Origin of the sequence: Paenibacillus sp. VMFN-D1 (assembly GCF_003386155.1) — a bacterium.
In the GTDB taxonomy this organism is placed as follows: Bacteria; Bacillota; Bacilli; order Paenibacillales; family Paenibacillaceae; genus Paenibacillus_AQ; species Paenibacillus_AQ favisporus.
Genome location: NZ_QRDU01000002.1, coordinates 197,047 through 213,378, shown reverse-complemented (window position 1 = coordinate 213,378; position 16,332 = coordinate 197,047). Strand labels below are relative to the sequence as shown.

The 16,332-nt window shown below is 54.3% G+C and carries 14 protein-coding genes; 2 read left to right on the top strand and 12 right to left on the bottom strand.

Translation table 11 applies throughout. The features are described from left to right. Positions 1-68 precede the first annotated feature (68 nt). The 5 genes from C7820_RS16240 to C7820_RS16220 form a co-directional block, all read right to left on the bottom strand. On the bottom strand, positions 69-1,004 hold the full coding sequence (locus tag C7820_RS16240; RefSeq protein ID WP_076173457.1) for an ABC transporter permease: 936 nt from the start codon (positions 1,002-1,004) through the stop codon (positions 69-71). After that, positions 1,001-1,930 carry an ABC transporter ATP-binding protein gene (locus C7820_RS16235; RefSeq protein ID WP_076173458.1) on the bottom strand — a complete coding sequence of 310 codons (930 nt, stop codon included), beginning with the start codon at positions 1,928-1,930 and terminating at the stop codon, positions 1,001-1,003. Before C7820_RS16235 ends, C7820_RS16240 begins: the two co-directional genes overlap by 4 nt. After that, on the bottom strand, positions 1,927-4,299 hold the full coding sequence (locus C7820_RS16230; RefSeq protein ID WP_116231938.1) for a DUF7408 domain-containing protein: 2,373 nt from the start codon (positions 4,297-4,299) through the stop codon (positions 1,927-1,929). Before C7820_RS16230 ends, C7820_RS16235 begins: the two co-directional genes overlap by 4 nt. 365 nt (positions 4,300-4,664) lie before the next feature. Then, complete coding sequence (gene purU, locus C7820_RS16225) at positions 4,665-5,564, bottom strand: formyltetrahydrofolate deformylase (RefSeq protein ID WP_116231937.1); 900 nt, start codon at positions 5,562-5,564, stop codon at positions 4,665-4,667. A 69-nt stretch (positions 5,565-5,633) separates the two neighbouring features. Beyond that, positions 5,634-6,755, bottom strand: coding sequence for a deoxyribonuclease IV (locus C7820_RS16220; RefSeq protein WP_076173461.1), 1,122 nt, complete (start codon positions 6,753-6,755; stop codon positions 5,634-5,636). 123 nt (positions 6,756-6,878) lie between these two features. Between C7820_RS16220 and C7820_RS16215 the strand changes: the two genes are divergently transcribed. Further along, positions 6,879-7,349: a DUF2621 family protein gene (locus tag C7820_RS16215; RefSeq protein ID WP_105446035.1), complete on the top strand. Its 471-nt coding sequence runs from the start codon at positions 6,879-6,881 to the stop codon at positions 7,347-7,349. 198 nt (positions 7,350-7,547) lie between these two features. Next, complete coding sequence (locus tag C7820_RS16210; protein ID WP_116231936.1) at positions 7,548-8,453, top strand: TIGR01777 family oxidoreductase; 906 nt, start codon at positions 7,548-7,550, stop codon at positions 8,451-8,453. Between the two features lie 17 nt (positions 8,454-8,470). Here C7820_RS16210 and C7820_RS16205 read toward each other — a convergent pair whose 3' ends face one another. The 7 genes from C7820_RS16205 to C7820_RS16175 all read right to left on the bottom strand — a co-directional run bounded on the left by C7820_RS16205 (position 8,471) and on the right by C7820_RS16175 (position 16,329). After that, positions 8,471-10,579: a DUF6382 and FHA domain-containing protein gene (locus C7820_RS16205; protein WP_181909086.1), complete on the bottom strand. Its 2,109-nt coding sequence runs from the start codon at positions 10,577-10,579 to the stop codon at positions 8,471-8,473. 45 nt (positions 10,580-10,624) lie between these two features. Next, the gene (locus C7820_RS16200; protein ID WP_258875279.1) at positions 10,625-11,131 is read right to left on the bottom strand and encodes an A24 family peptidase; all 507 of its coding nucleotides are present in this window, start codon (positions 11,129-11,131) and stop codon (positions 10,625-10,627) included. A gap of 173 nt (positions 11,132-11,304) precedes the next feature. Further along, entirely contained in the window at positions 11,305-12,363 is a 1,059-nt protein-coding gene (locus C7820_RS16195) for a TadE/TadG family type IV pilus assembly protein (RefSeq protein ID WP_258875277.1), read from the bottom strand. Continuing rightward, on the bottom strand, positions 12,332-14,566 hold the full coding sequence (locus tag C7820_RS16190) for a TadE/TadG family type IV pilus assembly protein (RefSeq protein WP_116231934.1): 2,235 nt from the start codon (positions 14,564-14,566) through the stop codon (positions 12,332-12,334). The genes C7820_RS16195 and C7820_RS16190 overlap by 32 nt, the downstream gene beginning before the upstream one ends. A 23-nt stretch (positions 14,567-14,589) precedes the next feature. Continuing rightward, positions 14,590-15,276, bottom strand: a complete 687-nt coding sequence (locus C7820_RS16185) for a TadE family protein (protein ID WP_258875276.1) — start codon at positions 15,274-15,276, stop codon at positions 14,590-14,592. Continuing rightward, positions 15,257-15,445, bottom strand: a complete 189-nt coding sequence (locus C7820_RS16180) for a Flp1 family type IVb pilin (RefSeq protein ID WP_116231932.1) — start codon at positions 15,443-15,445, stop codon at positions 15,257-15,259. The genes C7820_RS16185 and C7820_RS16180 overlap by 20 nt, the downstream gene beginning before the upstream one ends. Before the next feature lie 11 nt (positions 15,446-15,456). Continuing rightward, positions 15,457-16,329 (bottom strand): type II secretion system F family protein, encoded by an 873-nt coding sequence (locus C7820_RS16175; RefSeq protein ID WP_116231931.1) that lies wholly within the window; start codon positions 16,327-16,329, stop codon positions 15,457-15,459. Positions 16,330-16,332: the final 3 nt, after the last annotated feature.

Here is a 16,332-nt window from a genome sequence, read left to right as displayed (position 1 = left end):
TAATGGATAAAATACTCGGCCAGTGTCCTTATCATCCCGTCCTGCTTTCTTTAAATCCCGTCCAGTACTTACTTCACGGGCTCCATCGTTGCTCCGCCATCCGTGCCGTCTGTCTCTGCCTGCTTCCTTCTACGGCGAACCGGGCGAATCCGGCGGATGCTGATCCAGAGCGACACGATGATGACCACGCTGTACACCACCACAAATTCCTGCCACAGCTGAATCGGCGCATCCGCGTTGAGCGTCGTTCCCCGGACGAGGAAAGCCTGTTTGGAAAAGCTCGGTTCGAATAAGCTGATCAGCGCCGCCGCCGGATTCAGGCCAAGGATATAACCAACCCAAGAGTAATCCGGCTGCAGCACGGATTGTGCATTTTGTCTCTGAACCAAGCTCAGGGCGAACAGATACAGCAGTCCCGTCAGCAAAAAGATGCACAATCCCACGCCATAAGTCACGATCACGGAGATCATCGTCCGCTTCAGCAGCGTGGAGAAAAGAACCCCCAGCGATCCCAGCATCAGCATAATGAACAGATAGAACAGGAACAGTGAGACCAGCTGATTCAGGGAGATGCCGCCATACATAAATACGATGCTGTATACCGGCAGCGTCGCTACCACGATCAAGGCCATAAAGCTGAGCGAAGATACCAGCTTGCTCAAAATGATCGTCGACGAGCTCTGTTGGGTGGTTAACAGCATGCTGAGCGTCTGCTTTTCCCGTTCGCTGCTGATGACGCCCGCCGTCAGGGCCGGTGCCATGAATGCGATCAGCACCAGCTGGGCAAAGCTCAGCACATAGAACATGATCTGGCCCATGCCCGAGTTGAATCGGGTCTGCCCGCCGCCGTTCCCGAGGTACATGCTGACATAGATAAAGCCCAGGGCGATCAGCCCGAGAACTAAAATATACACCATCAGGGAAATCGCCGACCGGGGGGTCCGCATCCGCAGACGGAATTCCTTATCCAGCACGGGATTGATCCATTTGCGCGTCCAATTCATGTCGCGGGCCCTCCTTTCGTAATTTCGAGGAATACGTCTTCCAGATTGGTCTGCGCCTCGTGAAACGACAGTACGGGGTAACCCCATGTGACGATTCTCTGAAGCAGGGCTCCTTGATCCTCATCCCCACCGCCGAAATGAACATGGATGCCGGTGTTGTCGGCAAGCACGCCGCTGACGTAAGGTTCATCCCGCAGCCGTGCCGCAAGCTCCTCTTCCTTATCCAGCGAACGGATGTGAAGCACTTTTTTGACGCGAAGACGATTCTGGATATCGGCCACCCGGCCTTGGGCGACCATTTGCCCGTGCTCGATGACGCCGATTTCATCGACCATTTCCGCCAGCTCGGGCAGGATGTGCGAGGAGATGATGATCGTTTTGCCCATCAGCTTCAGTTCCTTCAAAATTTCGCGCATTTCGATGCGCGCCCGCGGGTCAAGCCCGGATGCCGGTTCGTCGAGAATGAGCACCTTAGGGTCATGCACCAGGCATCTGGCCAGGCACAGCCGCTGCTTCATCCCCCGGGACAGACTGTCGACGTAAGTGTCCGCTTTGTCGCTCAAGTTGACGAGCTCCAGCAGCTGGGGGATCAATTTGTCCCGCTCCCCGCGCGGGATGTTGTAGCTGGCTCCGTAAAAATGCAGGTACTCCGTCGTTTTCAGCTGGTCATAGACCCCGAAGAAATCCGGCATGTAGCCGATTCTTTTGCGGACCTCCTTGGGGTTTTCGGTTACTTCAAAGCCGTCTACCCGAGCGGTGCCCGAAGTGGGCAGCATAAGCGTGGCCAGGATCGACATCGTCGTCGATTTGCCGGCCCCGTTCGGACCGACGAATCCAAAAACGGTTCCCTGCGGAATGTACATATTAATATCTTTTAACGCTTGAAAGCTCCCATAAGTTTTCGTTAAATGTTCGATTTCGATCATGGCTTCTCCGCCCCCTTCAGACTGATCTCCGGAAGTTTCAACTGGACGTGCTCCTGGGCTGTCAGCATCAGGCGAATCCGGCCGCCCGCCAAGTATTGTTGGACGTTCTTTTCAGCCTTCCACTGCTTGGTGGCATCCCAGGTTACCGGGTCCCACGTCTGTTTGTCATTGTTGAAAATCCGGTATTCCGTTTTCTTCCCGGGGTTGTTCGCACGGAGAGTCAGCACGGCAGAGGCACCCTGCTTCAGCGCAGGCACCGTGTACTCGAAGGTGATGCTGCCTTGGTCCATTTCGGTGGTTCCGCTTGGATCTTCATACCATCCCGGCGACGATATCTGGGTAACCTTCGGTTGAATAAACCCGAAAGGAATGTTGAGCTTTCCGTTCTGAGCCCAGTTGATGGAAACGGGCTGTGCCCACAGGTTCAGCTGATTGCCTTCCAGCTTCTTGCCCTCCATGGTGTAGCTGACCAGCGGATCTTTGCTCCAGGCCATCACGTAGGAGCCTGACTGATACCATGCCGTGTTCGGAACCGTGGTCATCAGAATTTCGCGTTCCCGCGTAAATTCGTCCGCCTGGCCTCCGGTAAGGTTGCCAAAGATTTGGTTGGCCATATTGTACGGATTAACGGCGGTCGGTTTACTGGCAGCCGATAGGGGCTTGGTTTCCCCTTTGCCGAAGTCGCCGAGCTCAAACAGGCTTCCGCCTAGCGCCAGCACCGCATGATTCAGATTATAGGATGTGTTGTTCGTCACCTGCCCTCCGATATTCCCCTTGGCATCCAGCTGGATCTTCACATCGAACTGGCCGACCTTCCGGTTCTCCCGGCGATTGGACCATACCTTCGCGAGGGACCACTGCGGCATATCACTCAAGGTCAATCGGGTCGACTGATCACCGACCTCCACAAAGCTGTTCGAACGGTTCGAGCTGCTGAAAGCCCCGTTGGTCCGATCAACCGTCAAATAGGTATGTGCCGGAAAATCAATCGTGAACTCCCCGCTCCGGGGCGTAAAGAACGCCGAAGCGCTGACCTCCGAGGCATTGCCCTTGCCATCCAGCTCCAGCATGTTGATGGTATGGGCGAGCTGTTTGGTTTTATCGGCCGCTCCGATCATGTAGACAGTGCCGCTGGCGATAACCGCGATGAGCGGAATGATCCACCAGGCCCATTCGCGCTTGTCGGCCTTTTTCAGAATCCAGTACAGCACCGGCGCCACAATCACGGCATAAACGATGAGCAGCCAGGCCATGACTGGAAAAGACGGCATTTTCAGCGAAGGAAAATAATCCAGTACGTTGATGAGATTGTACATCTGGTTCTGCATCATGTTGAATTTGTTGTTCGGCTGATTGGACAGCGCCAGGTGATCGCGCAGCAGATACGACCACACCGACGGATGACCGCTCCAGGAAGCCAGCGGTTCCATCGACAAGTCGTAGGCTGCATACAGCACGGTGCCCTGCTCAACTTGGCGGGAGGCGATGAGCGGCTTGCCGCCGGCCTGATACATGACCTCTCCTCCTTCCACCGGGGAAGCGTCGGAGAGCGTAAGCTCACCGCCCAGCTCCAGCGGCTTGCCGCCCAGCTTGGCGAGCTCCGGAAGGGATGATGCCGTGTAAGTGCCCGTATACTGAACCGGAGCAATCTGCTCGAAAGCGGCCGCCGACTTCGGATATGCCGCACCGCCGGCAAGGACCAGCTCGCCGCCGGAACGTACCCACTGCTCTACGGCTGCGGCCTGCCCTTTGGACAAGGTGTCCGAGGCAAAACGGTTCAGCACGATGACGTCAAGGCTGTCCAGCAGCATCGGATCCTCAGGCAAATCCGTGCCTTTCAGCGGCAGAACGTTCAGGTCATACCCGCTGCTCCGCAGCACGTTTAAAAAATTCATCGTGTCGGGGTCCTCCGACAGAACAGCCACATTGGAGGCCGTCACAGGCATGCCCTTCAGATAAGGCGTACCGGAGCTGAAGCTGACCCGCTTGCCCTTTTGGAAAGAATTTTTATAAAAGCGGATTTCATTTGTATCCTTGGTGAAGTTGTCCCCCGGAACGCCCATGATGACGACCTTGGCCGTATCCTTCGGCAGTTCGACGTGCTGGACGTAAGTGGCGGGAGCCAGTCCGGTGTCGATCTGGATAACCAGATCTCCGGAAATATCCTGGCTGCTGGTGAGGGTGAATTTGACGGGATTCCAGCTGCCCATTTTCATTTTGCCGTTGTAGCCGATTTCGGTTTTCAGCGAAATGGAAGGGGCATCCTCCGCATGCGCGGTGCCGCCCCATCCAGGCAGGAGCAGCAGCACCCATATGGTAAGCAGTACTGGAAGTACGATCCGCCTTATGTAACGTCGAAATGATTGCATGATTGTCTCCTCTCTTCTCTCAGGCTTCTTTGGTCATTCTACTATAGGGATGGGGCGAAATTGGTAAAATATTTTCATAATTTTGGATAAATTGTCCGAACTGGGCTAAATCGACAAAAAAATCCCGCTCCATGAGAGCGGGACGGACATACCTACAGCTTGATGCGCACGGTGATCCCCATAGCTCCATGTCATTCATCCTATTGACGAACGCGATGGGGGCAAACCCTGCATCCTCGTCACATCTCCTGAAAACTAGCGAGCCGCTTCTCGTACGCAAAAAGCCTTTATTCATTTTTTCAATGATTCATAGATACTGGCTGCCTGCGCTATAGTTCGCGCCAAGGGTGCCTGTCTATTATGGGTTACCCGTTAAAAACGACCGTCTTGTTCTCATGCACCAGAATGCGGTCCTCGATATGCCATTTCACCGCACGCGCCAGCACGACACGCTCGATCGTCCGGCCGATCCGCTTCAGCTCGCTGACATCGTCGCGGTGGCTGACCCGCTGAACGTCCTGCTCGATGATCGGTCCTCCATCCAGCTCCTCCGTCACGTAGTGCGCGGTCGCCCCGATGATCTTCACCCCGCGCTGATAGGCTTGGGCATACGGTTTGCCGCCGACGAAGGCCGGCAGGAACGAATGGTGGATGTTGATGATCCGGTTGCGGTAATGCTCGATAAAGAAAGGTGAAACGATCTGCATATACCGGGCGAGGATGATCACGTCGATGTCACCGCCCACGACTTCAAGCTGGCGCTGCTCCGCTTCCTTCTTCGTATCCGCCGTCACCGGAATGTGATGGTACGGAATGCCGAACGATTCCACATATTCCTTCATATCCGGATGGTTGCTGACCACCATGGCGATTTCGGCATCCAGGTCGCCGGCCTGCCACTGCCACAGCAGCTCGACCAGACAATGGTCTTCCTTGGATACGAAAATGGCAAGCTTCTTCTTACGGCTGACGTTCTGCATTTTCCAATCCATCCGGAAGGTCGATGCCACTTCGCTGAATTGGCTTTCCAGCTCCGGCTGCCTCTTCTCCAGCTCCGGCAGGTCGAATTCAATGCGCATAAAGAACATGCCGCCTTCCGGATCCATCGTATATTGGTCCGACTGGACGATATTCGCGCCGTGTTGATGCAGAAAATGCGATACCGCCGCCACGATTCCCGGTCCGTCCGGACACGAAATCAGCATTCTTGCGCGGTTGGCGTGCGCACTTCCCGTGTTGTTATCCTTTTTGACATGCAATTCCATGTGTAAATCCATTCCTCTCTCTCGTGTTCTCTCTCTTGAACCGTATGGCCCCTCTGTGATTCTGTCGGCTTACGCCAAAATTCCTTTACCCGCAAACCAGGCGGTCAGGCGCAGATTGATCTGCTCCTCGCTGAGCTCAGGGAACAGTCCCGCTTCCATAATCATGTCGTACAGGCGCTCCATCGGCTCGCGCGGATCGGCTTTCTTCGCCTTGGCGTCGGTTTTCAGCACATTCCACACGTCCAGCACATATTGGCGTGGATCGACTTCCTGTTTGCCAAAGAAGGAATGCAGCTGTTCAACCTGGCCGAGGAACTCAGAGCCGAAGCGTTCGCCGACATTGCCGCGAAGCAGCGCAATCTCCACCTCGTACATCGGCCGCTGCGTCTTCGCATCCTTGCCGATCCACGGCGTTTCCAGAATGAACGGGAGCCCTTGCAGCTTCTCGTGGTGGACAACGCGGTTGATAGCGTCAAAGCCGATCCAGCCGGATCCGATTGGCGTATGACGGTCTTTGGCGGCGCCGCGCGGATTTTTGCTGTCATTGATATGAACAACGCCGATCCGGTTCAGACCGATGATCCGGTCGAACTCTTCCAGCACGCCATCAAGGTCGTCCACGATATCATAACCGGCGTCATGAATGTGGCAGGTGTCCATGCAGATCGTCAGGCGTTCGTTGTGCTTCACCTTGTCGATCATGCGGGCGATTTCGTCGAACGTGCGTCCCATCTCCGTGCCTTTGCCGGCCATCGTCTCCAGCGCGATATGAACCTCCGTCTCGTTGGTTCCGTCGAGCACTTCATTCAAGCCGTCGGCGATGCGCTGAATGCCGTATTCGGCATCCATGTCGGTGTAAGCGCCGGGATGCAGCACGATGTTCTTGACCCCGATGGCATGGGTGCGGCGGATTTCCTCCTGCAAAAAGTTTACGGCGAGCTCAAACGTATTCGACTTATAAGAGCCGAGGTTAATAATGTAAGGCGCGTGAACGACGATTTCGTCGATGCCGCTCTCTTTCATTTGGGCTTTGCCTTCTTCGATGTACATCGATTCAATGGGCTTACGCCGCGTATTCTGCGGTGCGCCCGTATATATCATAAACGAACTCGATCCATAGGTGTCCGCTTCTTTGGTTGCAGTTAACAGGCCCTTGTCCGAAAAGGACACGTGAGAACCAATTTTGAGCATGGTTTATCCCCCTTAAACGAATTATCCCTTATTTTATCGTGGATAATGAAATAAATCTATAAATGCGTTATAATTCTAAAGAATGGAATATAACTGCGATAAACGATTTATAGAGGTGACAATATGCATAGTTCACTGGGCACAAAGTTGCTGACTGCAACGGCGCCGTCCAACACGTTTATGAATTCCATATTTGTGTGGGCCATCATTTTGCTTGTGTGCATGGTGATCGGCGGATATTTTATGATCCGCAAATTTCTGAAGGTGCTGCCGAAGAATGACGGCAAGTCCAAGCTGGACTGGCAGAATTACTGGGTCGAAACCAGCCGGCATCTGTGGACGGACGAATCCAAGGCGTTTCTGGACAAACTCGTGAAGCCGGTACCGGGTCCCTTTCGGGATATCGCCAAGCATTCGATTGCAGCCGAAATCGGAAAAATTGCGGTGGAGAGCGGAGCCAAGGAAGTGACGCAGGATCACTGCATCCAAGGATATATCAAAGCAACGCCAAAACGGGACAATAAATTCCTGGTGGCCTTTCTGAACAAGAACCAAATTGACTATACACCTTACAAGCATCTGATGGACGAATAATCCGCAGCTTGGACCGGGTTTTCAGGACCTTTTCCGAAGACCCGGGAACGGGAAATAGAATAGCGCTTTATAGAAGGAACACCTCCGTGCAGGAGTGCTCACATTGAAGAAATGGGTTCATTTCGACAGTCTGATCTCTGCCGGGGGTTTTTTATATACATATCTTAAAATGAAATCAACTTCGGAGGAGAGGATAAGATGAGAGTCGCCATTTGCGGAGGTACCGGCTTTATCGGCAGCGCGCTATCGGAGCATTTGCTCAAGAACGGACACGAGGTGACTGTTGTCACCCGCAAGCTTCCGCCCGATCATAAACGCGACCCTAGGCTGGTGTTGTATACGTGGGATGAGATTGCAAGCCATCCCGAATTGATGGAGGGCATGGATGCACTGGTCAACTTGGCCGGTTCTTCATTAAGCCAGCGGTGGACCTCCAAGGCAAAGGACAGCATTATCCGCTCTCGCCTCACTACCGTAGCTGCCGTCGCCAAGCTTGTGGAGGAGCTGCACAGCAAGCCAGGGGTCGTCATTCAGGCCTCAGCTATTGCCGTCTACGGCACCTCATGGACCGACACTTTTGACGAAAACAGTCCGAAACGGGTCATGGATTTTCCTTCGGATGTCGTCAGCCGGTGGGAAGACGCTGCCGACAGCATCCAGGGCGTACGGCTCGTCAAGCTGCGCATCGGCGTCGTGCTTGGAAATCAGGGAGGAGCCTTCCCGATCATGCGCCTCCCCTACAGGCTGGGGGTCGGCGGCAAAATCGGCAGCGGCCGGCAGTGGCTGTCCTGGATTCATCTGGAAGACATCGTCCGGCTGATCGAGTTTTGCATGACGCATCCGGCGGCCGAGGGTCCGATGAACGCCACGGCACCCGAACCGGTTACTAATGATCAATTCGGACAAGCCGTTGGCCGTGCGTATCACCGGCCACATTGGTTTCCGGTACCCGCCGTGATGATGAAGGCCGTTCTTGGCGAACAATCCTTGATCATCTTGGAAGGCCAGCGCATTCTTCCGGCCAAGGCGCTTGAGCTGGGCTTTAAATTCCGGTATCCCCGCCTTCAGGGGGCTTTGAGCGACCTTGCCAACGAGCAGGGATGAACGTTCTACGAGGGATCTCAGGATACCTTGAACGTATAGACTCCGCTGATGATGGTAAAAGTGTCCCCATCCTTCAGCGGATACTCCTTGTAGGGCACCATAGGCTCTCCATGCAGCTTGGTTCCGTTGCGGGAGCCCAGATCCTTGATCAGGTAGCCGCCGTCCTTGCCTCTGGCCAGCTCGACATGCGCGCGTGAGGTGCCTGTGGAGGCTTCTACATACTGGGCAACCTCTTCCGACCTTCCGATCACGAAGTGCGGCAGCTTCAGCTCGATCCGTTCAGAGGGGCGCCCCTGCTCCCCTTCGCGAATCAAATAATAGCCGGGACTGCCGGAGCGATGGCTTTTCCCTCCGGCAGCACTATCCACAGGCGCGGATAGAAGTACAGTCGCATTACTTCGTCCGGCACCGGACATAGCCTGTTCTTCCTTCAAACGGAAATCGTGCCCGGCGCTTCCATCCGATCCAGCATGCTCGCTGGCCGCACGTTCAATCCCGGCTGCATGGGTAGCCTCAAGGTGACTCCACAGACGCTGCCGGATGTCCGAATAATGTTCCCGGTCGGCCGGAGTTTCCCGACTTTCCCGTTCTTCCCGATCTTCTCTCTCTTCCCGACCAACCCAACCTTCCTGTCCGATCCCAACTCCGCTTCCAACTCCGCTCCCCAGTCCTAGCCCCTTATTGTTAGAGCCTACCGACGAGTAGCTTGACCAACTTGTCTCGCTTGTCCTCTGCCCTCCTCCCCTCAGCTCAATACCTGTTGATGCTGCAAGTAAATCCTGCGAAAACTTCCACTTCCAATCCGGTTCCGCATCATCTGTTCCGTGATCGTCATCATCGCGATCCTTTCGCCTGCTGCCTTTACCGAACCAGCCGGTCAGCTGCTCCACCTGAAACCGCGGGATTCTCTTTCGTGAAGCCGAATTGCGATCATCATCGATTTCACCCGATCCGAAATCCGGGATTTCTCCTTCCATCGCCTGCTGCGCAGTACGGCCCAGCTTTAGCTTTCCAGACCAGCTAAGCCAAGCCGCTACACCAAGCAGAATCGTCAGTAAGATACTAATCAGCATCGAGCTTGTCGTAGGTTTCGGCATATAAATCATCCGCCAGATGACGGCGGCACATAATAGACATCCCAAAGCAATATAAATCTTTCCACCAGACTTTCCGTTTGCTTCCCGCTCATCGTTTGAGTCTAAGGCATCGTCACGGTCCGGATTCCGGTTCCATTGGTCAAACGCTTCCTGAAGCCCGCCCACTCCCGGAAAGGAGTCCCTTTCGGGACTCTGTCGGTCTGCCTGCTGCATCGGCATGGACCGCAGCCGATCCCCTTCAGCTGCCCGGGCATTCGTTCTTGCCTTATGAAACGGTGCCACGCTGCCCGCTGCAGAGTCTTCTGCTCCTCTTATTCCTTTTCCCGGAACACGACTGTCACCTGGCAACCCTTGCCTGTCAGCCTGCTGAAAATGATTTTGATACCCTTCTGACGGCTGGCCGCCTCCCGAATGGTCAGCATATCCATGTCCACCATCCTCCTCGGCGGTTAACAGTTCGAGCAGGAGCTTTTTAAAGCCGGAGACCGAAAAGTCCTCGCCTCCGGTGAATTGAAGCAGTCTTTGAACACCGTTTCCCTTTAGCTCCTGGACCGTGGCCATCAGCCGCGTGACTAATTCCTTCAATCGGATTCGCAGCGGCTTGTCCTGAAACGGCTCCTCCAGTGGAACATAGGTAAAATAAAGCGTTCCCGAGTGCAGGGACCCGTCAATGAAGATGTAATCCTCGTCCAGCACATACTTATCCGGCTGCAGCATGTAAGACTTGCTCTCTTCCAGCGTTCCGGCCACCTGGCACAAAAGCCCGTAATAATCCGGCATGCTGAGCCTCTCTCCCCTCAGCATATGGGAAAGCATCTTCTTGCCTGTAATGTCATACTGGAGCGTTACCCGGAGATCCATCTCCTTCAGGCGCAGCGGAAGAAATCTGGCAATCCGGGAGGCCGAAATCATAGATAATTCTATATTGTTTAATTCGTCGGGACGGTACCCTTCAGCAGGGCCAATGACCATAAAGGTTCCGTCATGTTGAATAAAGTCACGCGTCAGGGACTCCAAACCGGTGTTCACCTCCAAAAACATCTCAAGGAACTTATCACTTCGTAAACTCGAGAATCACAAATACATGCACGCGCATATAAAGCCAGGCAGCACGGCAAGCATAAACGGAAAATGAAGCTGCTCTTTCCGATTTCCCCTCAAACTGGTCAGACTCCTTAATACAAAAAATCCGGACAGGCTTCCCGCGGCTTGGCGCAGTCGCTTCATTGCGTCCCTCCTCCACAAGGAAATCAACAACCCGATGATTCCCGCAAAGATGACCGAGTAAACCACGCACTGAACCGCAAACAGAGCGCCCATCCAGGCACCGATCCCGGCAAACAGCTTCACATCTCCGGCTCCGACCGCGCCCATCCAGTACATGACGAGCAACACCAGGAATCCGGCAGCCAGCCCTTTCCCTGCAAACGCGAGCCCGGACCAGCCGTCCCAAATCCCGTGGAAGGTTATTCCCGCGATAATAGCGCTGAAATTAAGCTTATTCGGGATCTTCATCGTCCGGATGTCGGTCACAAAAGCAGCGGCAATCAGCACTGCACATCCATATATGGCTGGATTCACGGTCCAACCGCCTCCTTTCCCCTTCTTTATGTAGTTGAACTAAACTAACTGTTACCGTAATTACGGTAGATGTATCGGACACATAAGGTTAAGCAGGCCAAAAAGAGGTTTTGCACGACCCAAACGAGGCTAGTACACCAATTGAGGTAAAACCACACCATTTGAGGTATGAGCTATCCCTTTACGACGGTAAACATAACTTCCAACCGCTGGCCGTCCGAAGTCGTAATGACGAAGGGCCAGGTTCCGGGTGTCGTGTTAGGTCCGACCCACCATTCCCACTCGATGGTTCCGTCCGCGTCCGCCTGCTTTTCCCCCAAGTATTTGGCGGTGCTTTGACCGCTTTTATAAAACACGGATAAATTCGCCGATCCGTTTGGAGCGATCTTGGCGCGCACCTTGGCTTTTTTGCCGACATACGCGGGATCGGGTTTGGATAAAATGCTGATGGATGTGCGTCCATCAACATCCCCTTCGCCCTCTCCTGAGCCTTCTTCATCGGTGGCGCCAATCCACAGGCGTTCCTGTGCCTTGGCCTGGATCACGATTTTTCTATTGACAAAAGGGACCTTTATCGGCAGCTCGTAGCTCACTTCAATGCCAAAGTACGGATCCGTCCTGTTCTTGAGGTCAGGGATTTGAATATTGGAAACATGAATTCGCTCGTAGCTTAGAAAATGGCTTTGCATTTGTGGCTTTAATATCGGTTTGACCACCGGATCGAGCACCGCCTCTGCCGTCTGATTTTTTAAATCCTGGAGCGGGGCTTCGGCCCGCCCCACTGCCTCATTCGTCCATTCCTTCAGGGGAGACGGAAGAGCCCCCGTATATCGGGAAGCCCAATCGCTTAGCGACAGCTCGGGAACCGACCAGCTCCCGGAGTCACGCTCCTTGGATCCGTCTCCCGTCCCTGCGGATGCTTCCGGCTGGATGGCCAAAGCCACCGGATATATGTGGGAAGATACCAGCTTGACGGTATCCGAAACGGTGCTCTGCAGAGCCGTAGAAATGAGTGTCATCTGAACGATATAAATCAGAAAAATGACGAAGAACAAAAAGACGGGCAGCACCAACGAGGCTTCCAGGACGATGCTGCCCAGCTCCCGCTTCTCCCGCTTCTCCCGCTTCTCCCGCTTCCCCCGCTTCGGAAACGCCTTGGCGAAAGCAGAAGCTCTCCCCCAATTCATGCGGTGCAGCCGATCAATAAGCAAAATCCGCTTTTTTCGTAACATAGTAACGGTTTCCTTCCACGTTATCCGGACTGCCTCCGGCATAACCCGCCATTTGGATCACGCCGGGCAGAAACCACAGCCTCATTCCGATCCGGACTTCTCCTGACGCATACGTGGCGCGTTCTGCGGGATTAATTCCCGTATTCAGACGAATCAGCGCCAGCATTCTGGACATTTTCTTCTCATTGTCGCTGTGGATCAGCAGGAACAATCTCAAGTAGTCGCGGTATGTCATTTGAATCTTGACGTAACTGGACAGCTCTACGGATCCTTCCCTGCAGAGCTTCACCATGTCGGCCATGGCCATCTCTACTCCGTACAGCAGAGCTGCAGCTAGAACGAGCAGCGGATTTCCCAGTTTGCTGTTCTTCACGAGCCCCTCCATGGTCCGAACCGCCAGCCGTGCCGCAAAAATTTCAGCATAGGCCGCTGACACATTACCCACCGGGTTATGGAAGCCGTACACGATATACTCCAGCTCTTGATGGCTTACGCTCATCTCATCGGCAACCGCATCCCCAAGCCGGCTTCCCGGGCTTGCCGCCGCATCTTTCAGCAGTCCAAGATCAAAATGGGTAAAATACAGCGCTGCATATTCGTTCTGGAACAGTTCATCCTTGATGCCCGACATCATCCGCGCCATGGATCCATACACCGAATCCGTCTGCTTCATGGCCGATTTGCCCGCATCATAGGGGTCATGGTCAAGATCGGTCCCCTTGTACTCGCTGCCTGCGTCTTCCTTATTAAAGGTCAAGCTATCGTCGTAATACTGCTGAAGCTCCTGGTATTCCTCATTATGCTGCTTCACTTTCTGGTCCAGCTTATTAATGCTTTCCAAAATGCCCGCTGCTTCGGACAGCTTGGCCTTGCTCAGCTTCTCTTTTTCTTTCCTTTCCTTGTCGGATCCCCGATGCTCCTGCAGCTGACCTGCCACCCGGTCGAGCTTATTCCCGCTGCCTGACACGGCGTAATCATGGACATAACGGTCAGCGGCGCTTACTCCCCGGATCACCTCATTTTTCATGCGCCCACTGCTTCCCTGAACTCCGGAAGACTCGGCAAGCGAAGATAAAAGGGTGGATAACTGGTTGTTAAAGGCACTATAATCCTGTTTTTGGGTCTTGATTACATCATTCAATTCCTGAAACAGACTATCGGACAGCAGCAGTTGGTCTATGCCGTCCCGGATGCCATGAATCGCCGCTGGATCGCTTCCGGATGCTTCCGGTGCCGCCCCCGGGATTATGGCGCTCCCGACCTGAACGTAGCCTTCGGTCCCGCCGCGGTTTCCGGCTTCTGCAATCACTTCCTTCATCTTATCGTTGCTGCTCCGGGCCTCCTCCCAGTACTCCAGGGCATTCTGGAGTTCCTTCGCATGGCTCTTGGCCGCCGAGGACTGGATGCCCTGCAGGCGGGAAATGACCTTTCCTGAGCTGCGGTTATACTCCCGGATTTCCGAGCTGTACTGTTCCTCTTCGTCTTCGCCACGGTTTGCATCCTGATTGACCTTGTCTACGTAGTCCTCATATTGTGCGGCGATGTCGGCCGCGGTGACCACTTCCGAAGAACCGAGCGATTGGTCCGGTATCGCCCCTCCAGCAGGGCTCATGATCAAATCCCGAGCCTCCTTCAGGCTTTGACCGGCTCTTCTTTGGGCCGCCAGCATCTGATCTAGGGCCTCCTCGCGCTTGTCATACAGCTTCTGCAGCTTGCCCAGGACATCCACCGTATCCGAGGCTTCCTTCATGGATTCGGACAGCGGCTTGAACCTGCTGACGAGTTCCAGGGAAAAGTCGATGGGCGCTTTATACTTCATCTCCTCGCTGACTTCCCTATTAAAAATGTCATACTCCCCCAGCATCCGTTCCATCTTGAGCGACGAGGTGTCCAGCTGAAGCGGAAGCAGATCAAACCGATCGCTGCGGTCTCCCTTGTCCATCGTGCTGTTAAGCACGCCTGCCATAATTTGATCGCCGCTCGTGCTGCCGTGTGCAAAAAGTCCATACCTTTCCTGCAGTTCAGGGTCGTACGACGACATGACCGACCGGACCGCTGCACGGACCAACCGCTCGCTCTGCGCCTTCATCGCCGCGATCCGGGCGTAGTCGATAAATAATGCGACAAACGCAAAAATCATGGCCAAAACTCCAATAAGAAAGATGGATACCGATCCACTTTCCGAGCGTCTCTTACCGAACACCCGCCAGTCCTCCTCTCCGGCTCCTAAGGCTGGCTTCCGGAAGCTTGAAGCTGCTGCAGCACCCCAGCCGCGCTGCCCCGATCCATCCCTTCACCAGCATCATTCTTCTTAAACTTCGAGCCGTAGTATCTCATCAGATGGATGCTGCGGATAAATTCTACCGGATCCACGACCAATGAACTCCCGGAGGTTCGAAGCTCGCTCCCTCCGTCCAGCATGGCATCGAGCGGCCGAAGGGAGATCATTTGGTTCAAGCTGGCAGTTACATTCCGCTGCAGCAGAGCATTTTTATAGGTCATATCCCCCTGCATGCCCGCCGGAATCGCCGAGCCGGTTTTGCTCAGCTTGATCGCCGTCAGCGCCCCTTGCGTGGAAGAGGTACTAGGAACAGGTACCGTCTGCGAGTTCTCGGCTCCTGCCCAGCCAAACAACGCACCAAGCCATTGATCGTCTGTCATTCGCCAATACAGCGAATCATACTGGTTGACCGGCACCGAGCCGTCAAGCGCTTCTTTATGGCTGTTATCCCAGCTGTAGGCCGTGCGCTCCGCAGCTGCGGACGCCGCTTGATGCAGCATGCTCTGCTGATACATATACAGGGACAGAAACAGCAGAATCATCGTCGTGAACAGAACGACCGGCATGACGAGGGAGGCTTCCAGCGTAAAGCTTCCCTCGCATTCTTTTAACCTAGCTCGTAAATTCTTCACTTTTTTTGTTGACGTTAGCCAGCAGTTTGTTGATAAGCTCCATAATTTGCTTCTTAAACAGAAGCGCGATAATGAGGATCACGACGATAATCAACAGCATTTCGAGCGTTCCTAGTCCCTCCTCGTCCTTCCATAATTTCTTGCCGCTTCGTCTTATCATTGTCAGCATTTATACCCCTCCTATATGTTCATCATCATAAAAGCCGGTGTGCCCACCAGCACAATCACGATCATAAAAATGACCATCATTGGAAAAACGAGCTTTGACGAAGCTTGCTCTCCTCGTGTCCGGGTAATGGCCTTGCGCTTCTCCCATAATCCCCGGGACAGGTCGTTCAGAGCCATGGCAAAGTCGCTGCCCCCTCGCCGCAAATTGAGCAGCACGGCTGTCGTAAACGCGGATACCTCCTGCACGGCACAGCGTTTGCTAAAATTTTCGAACGACTGCTGAAAGGAATACCCGCCTTCCAGATCATCGATCATCCGGATTAGTTCCTTATAAAGCGGATGATCCTTTTGAGCTTCCTTCTGACGTGCGCATCGCGTGATGGCCTTCTGTACCGTCTCGCCGGCTCCGACTAGCAGTACGATCTTGTTTAGCAGCTCGGCCAGCTCGATCGTAATATCCTGGTCCCGCTTATCAACCTTCGTGTGCAGGTCCTTAATGATCGCGGCCGGCAGAAGGATGGCCAGCAGCCCTCCAATAATAAGCCCCGTGTTCCCCCCGGCGGCAAGCGTCAGCAGGCAGCCCAGCATCAGCATAAGCCAGCTGTAACACAGCATCTCTCCGGCATACAGGAGCGTCATCTCCACGCTGTGCCGCTGCCCGTAAATCTTCTGGATCGAGCGCTGAAGCCTGAAGAAGAAGAGCGGAAAACGCGCAGTCAGCTTGTACTGGTCGATGATGTACAGCATGGGCCGCATCACCGCTCTCAGCCGAATCCCTTCCATCGGCAATGTCATCAACCGCTTATACTTGTCGCCGCAGCGCTGGTTCTGCACCACCCAACCTCCCGCCAGCAGAGCCAGCATCACGGCAGCCAACAATTTCATGAC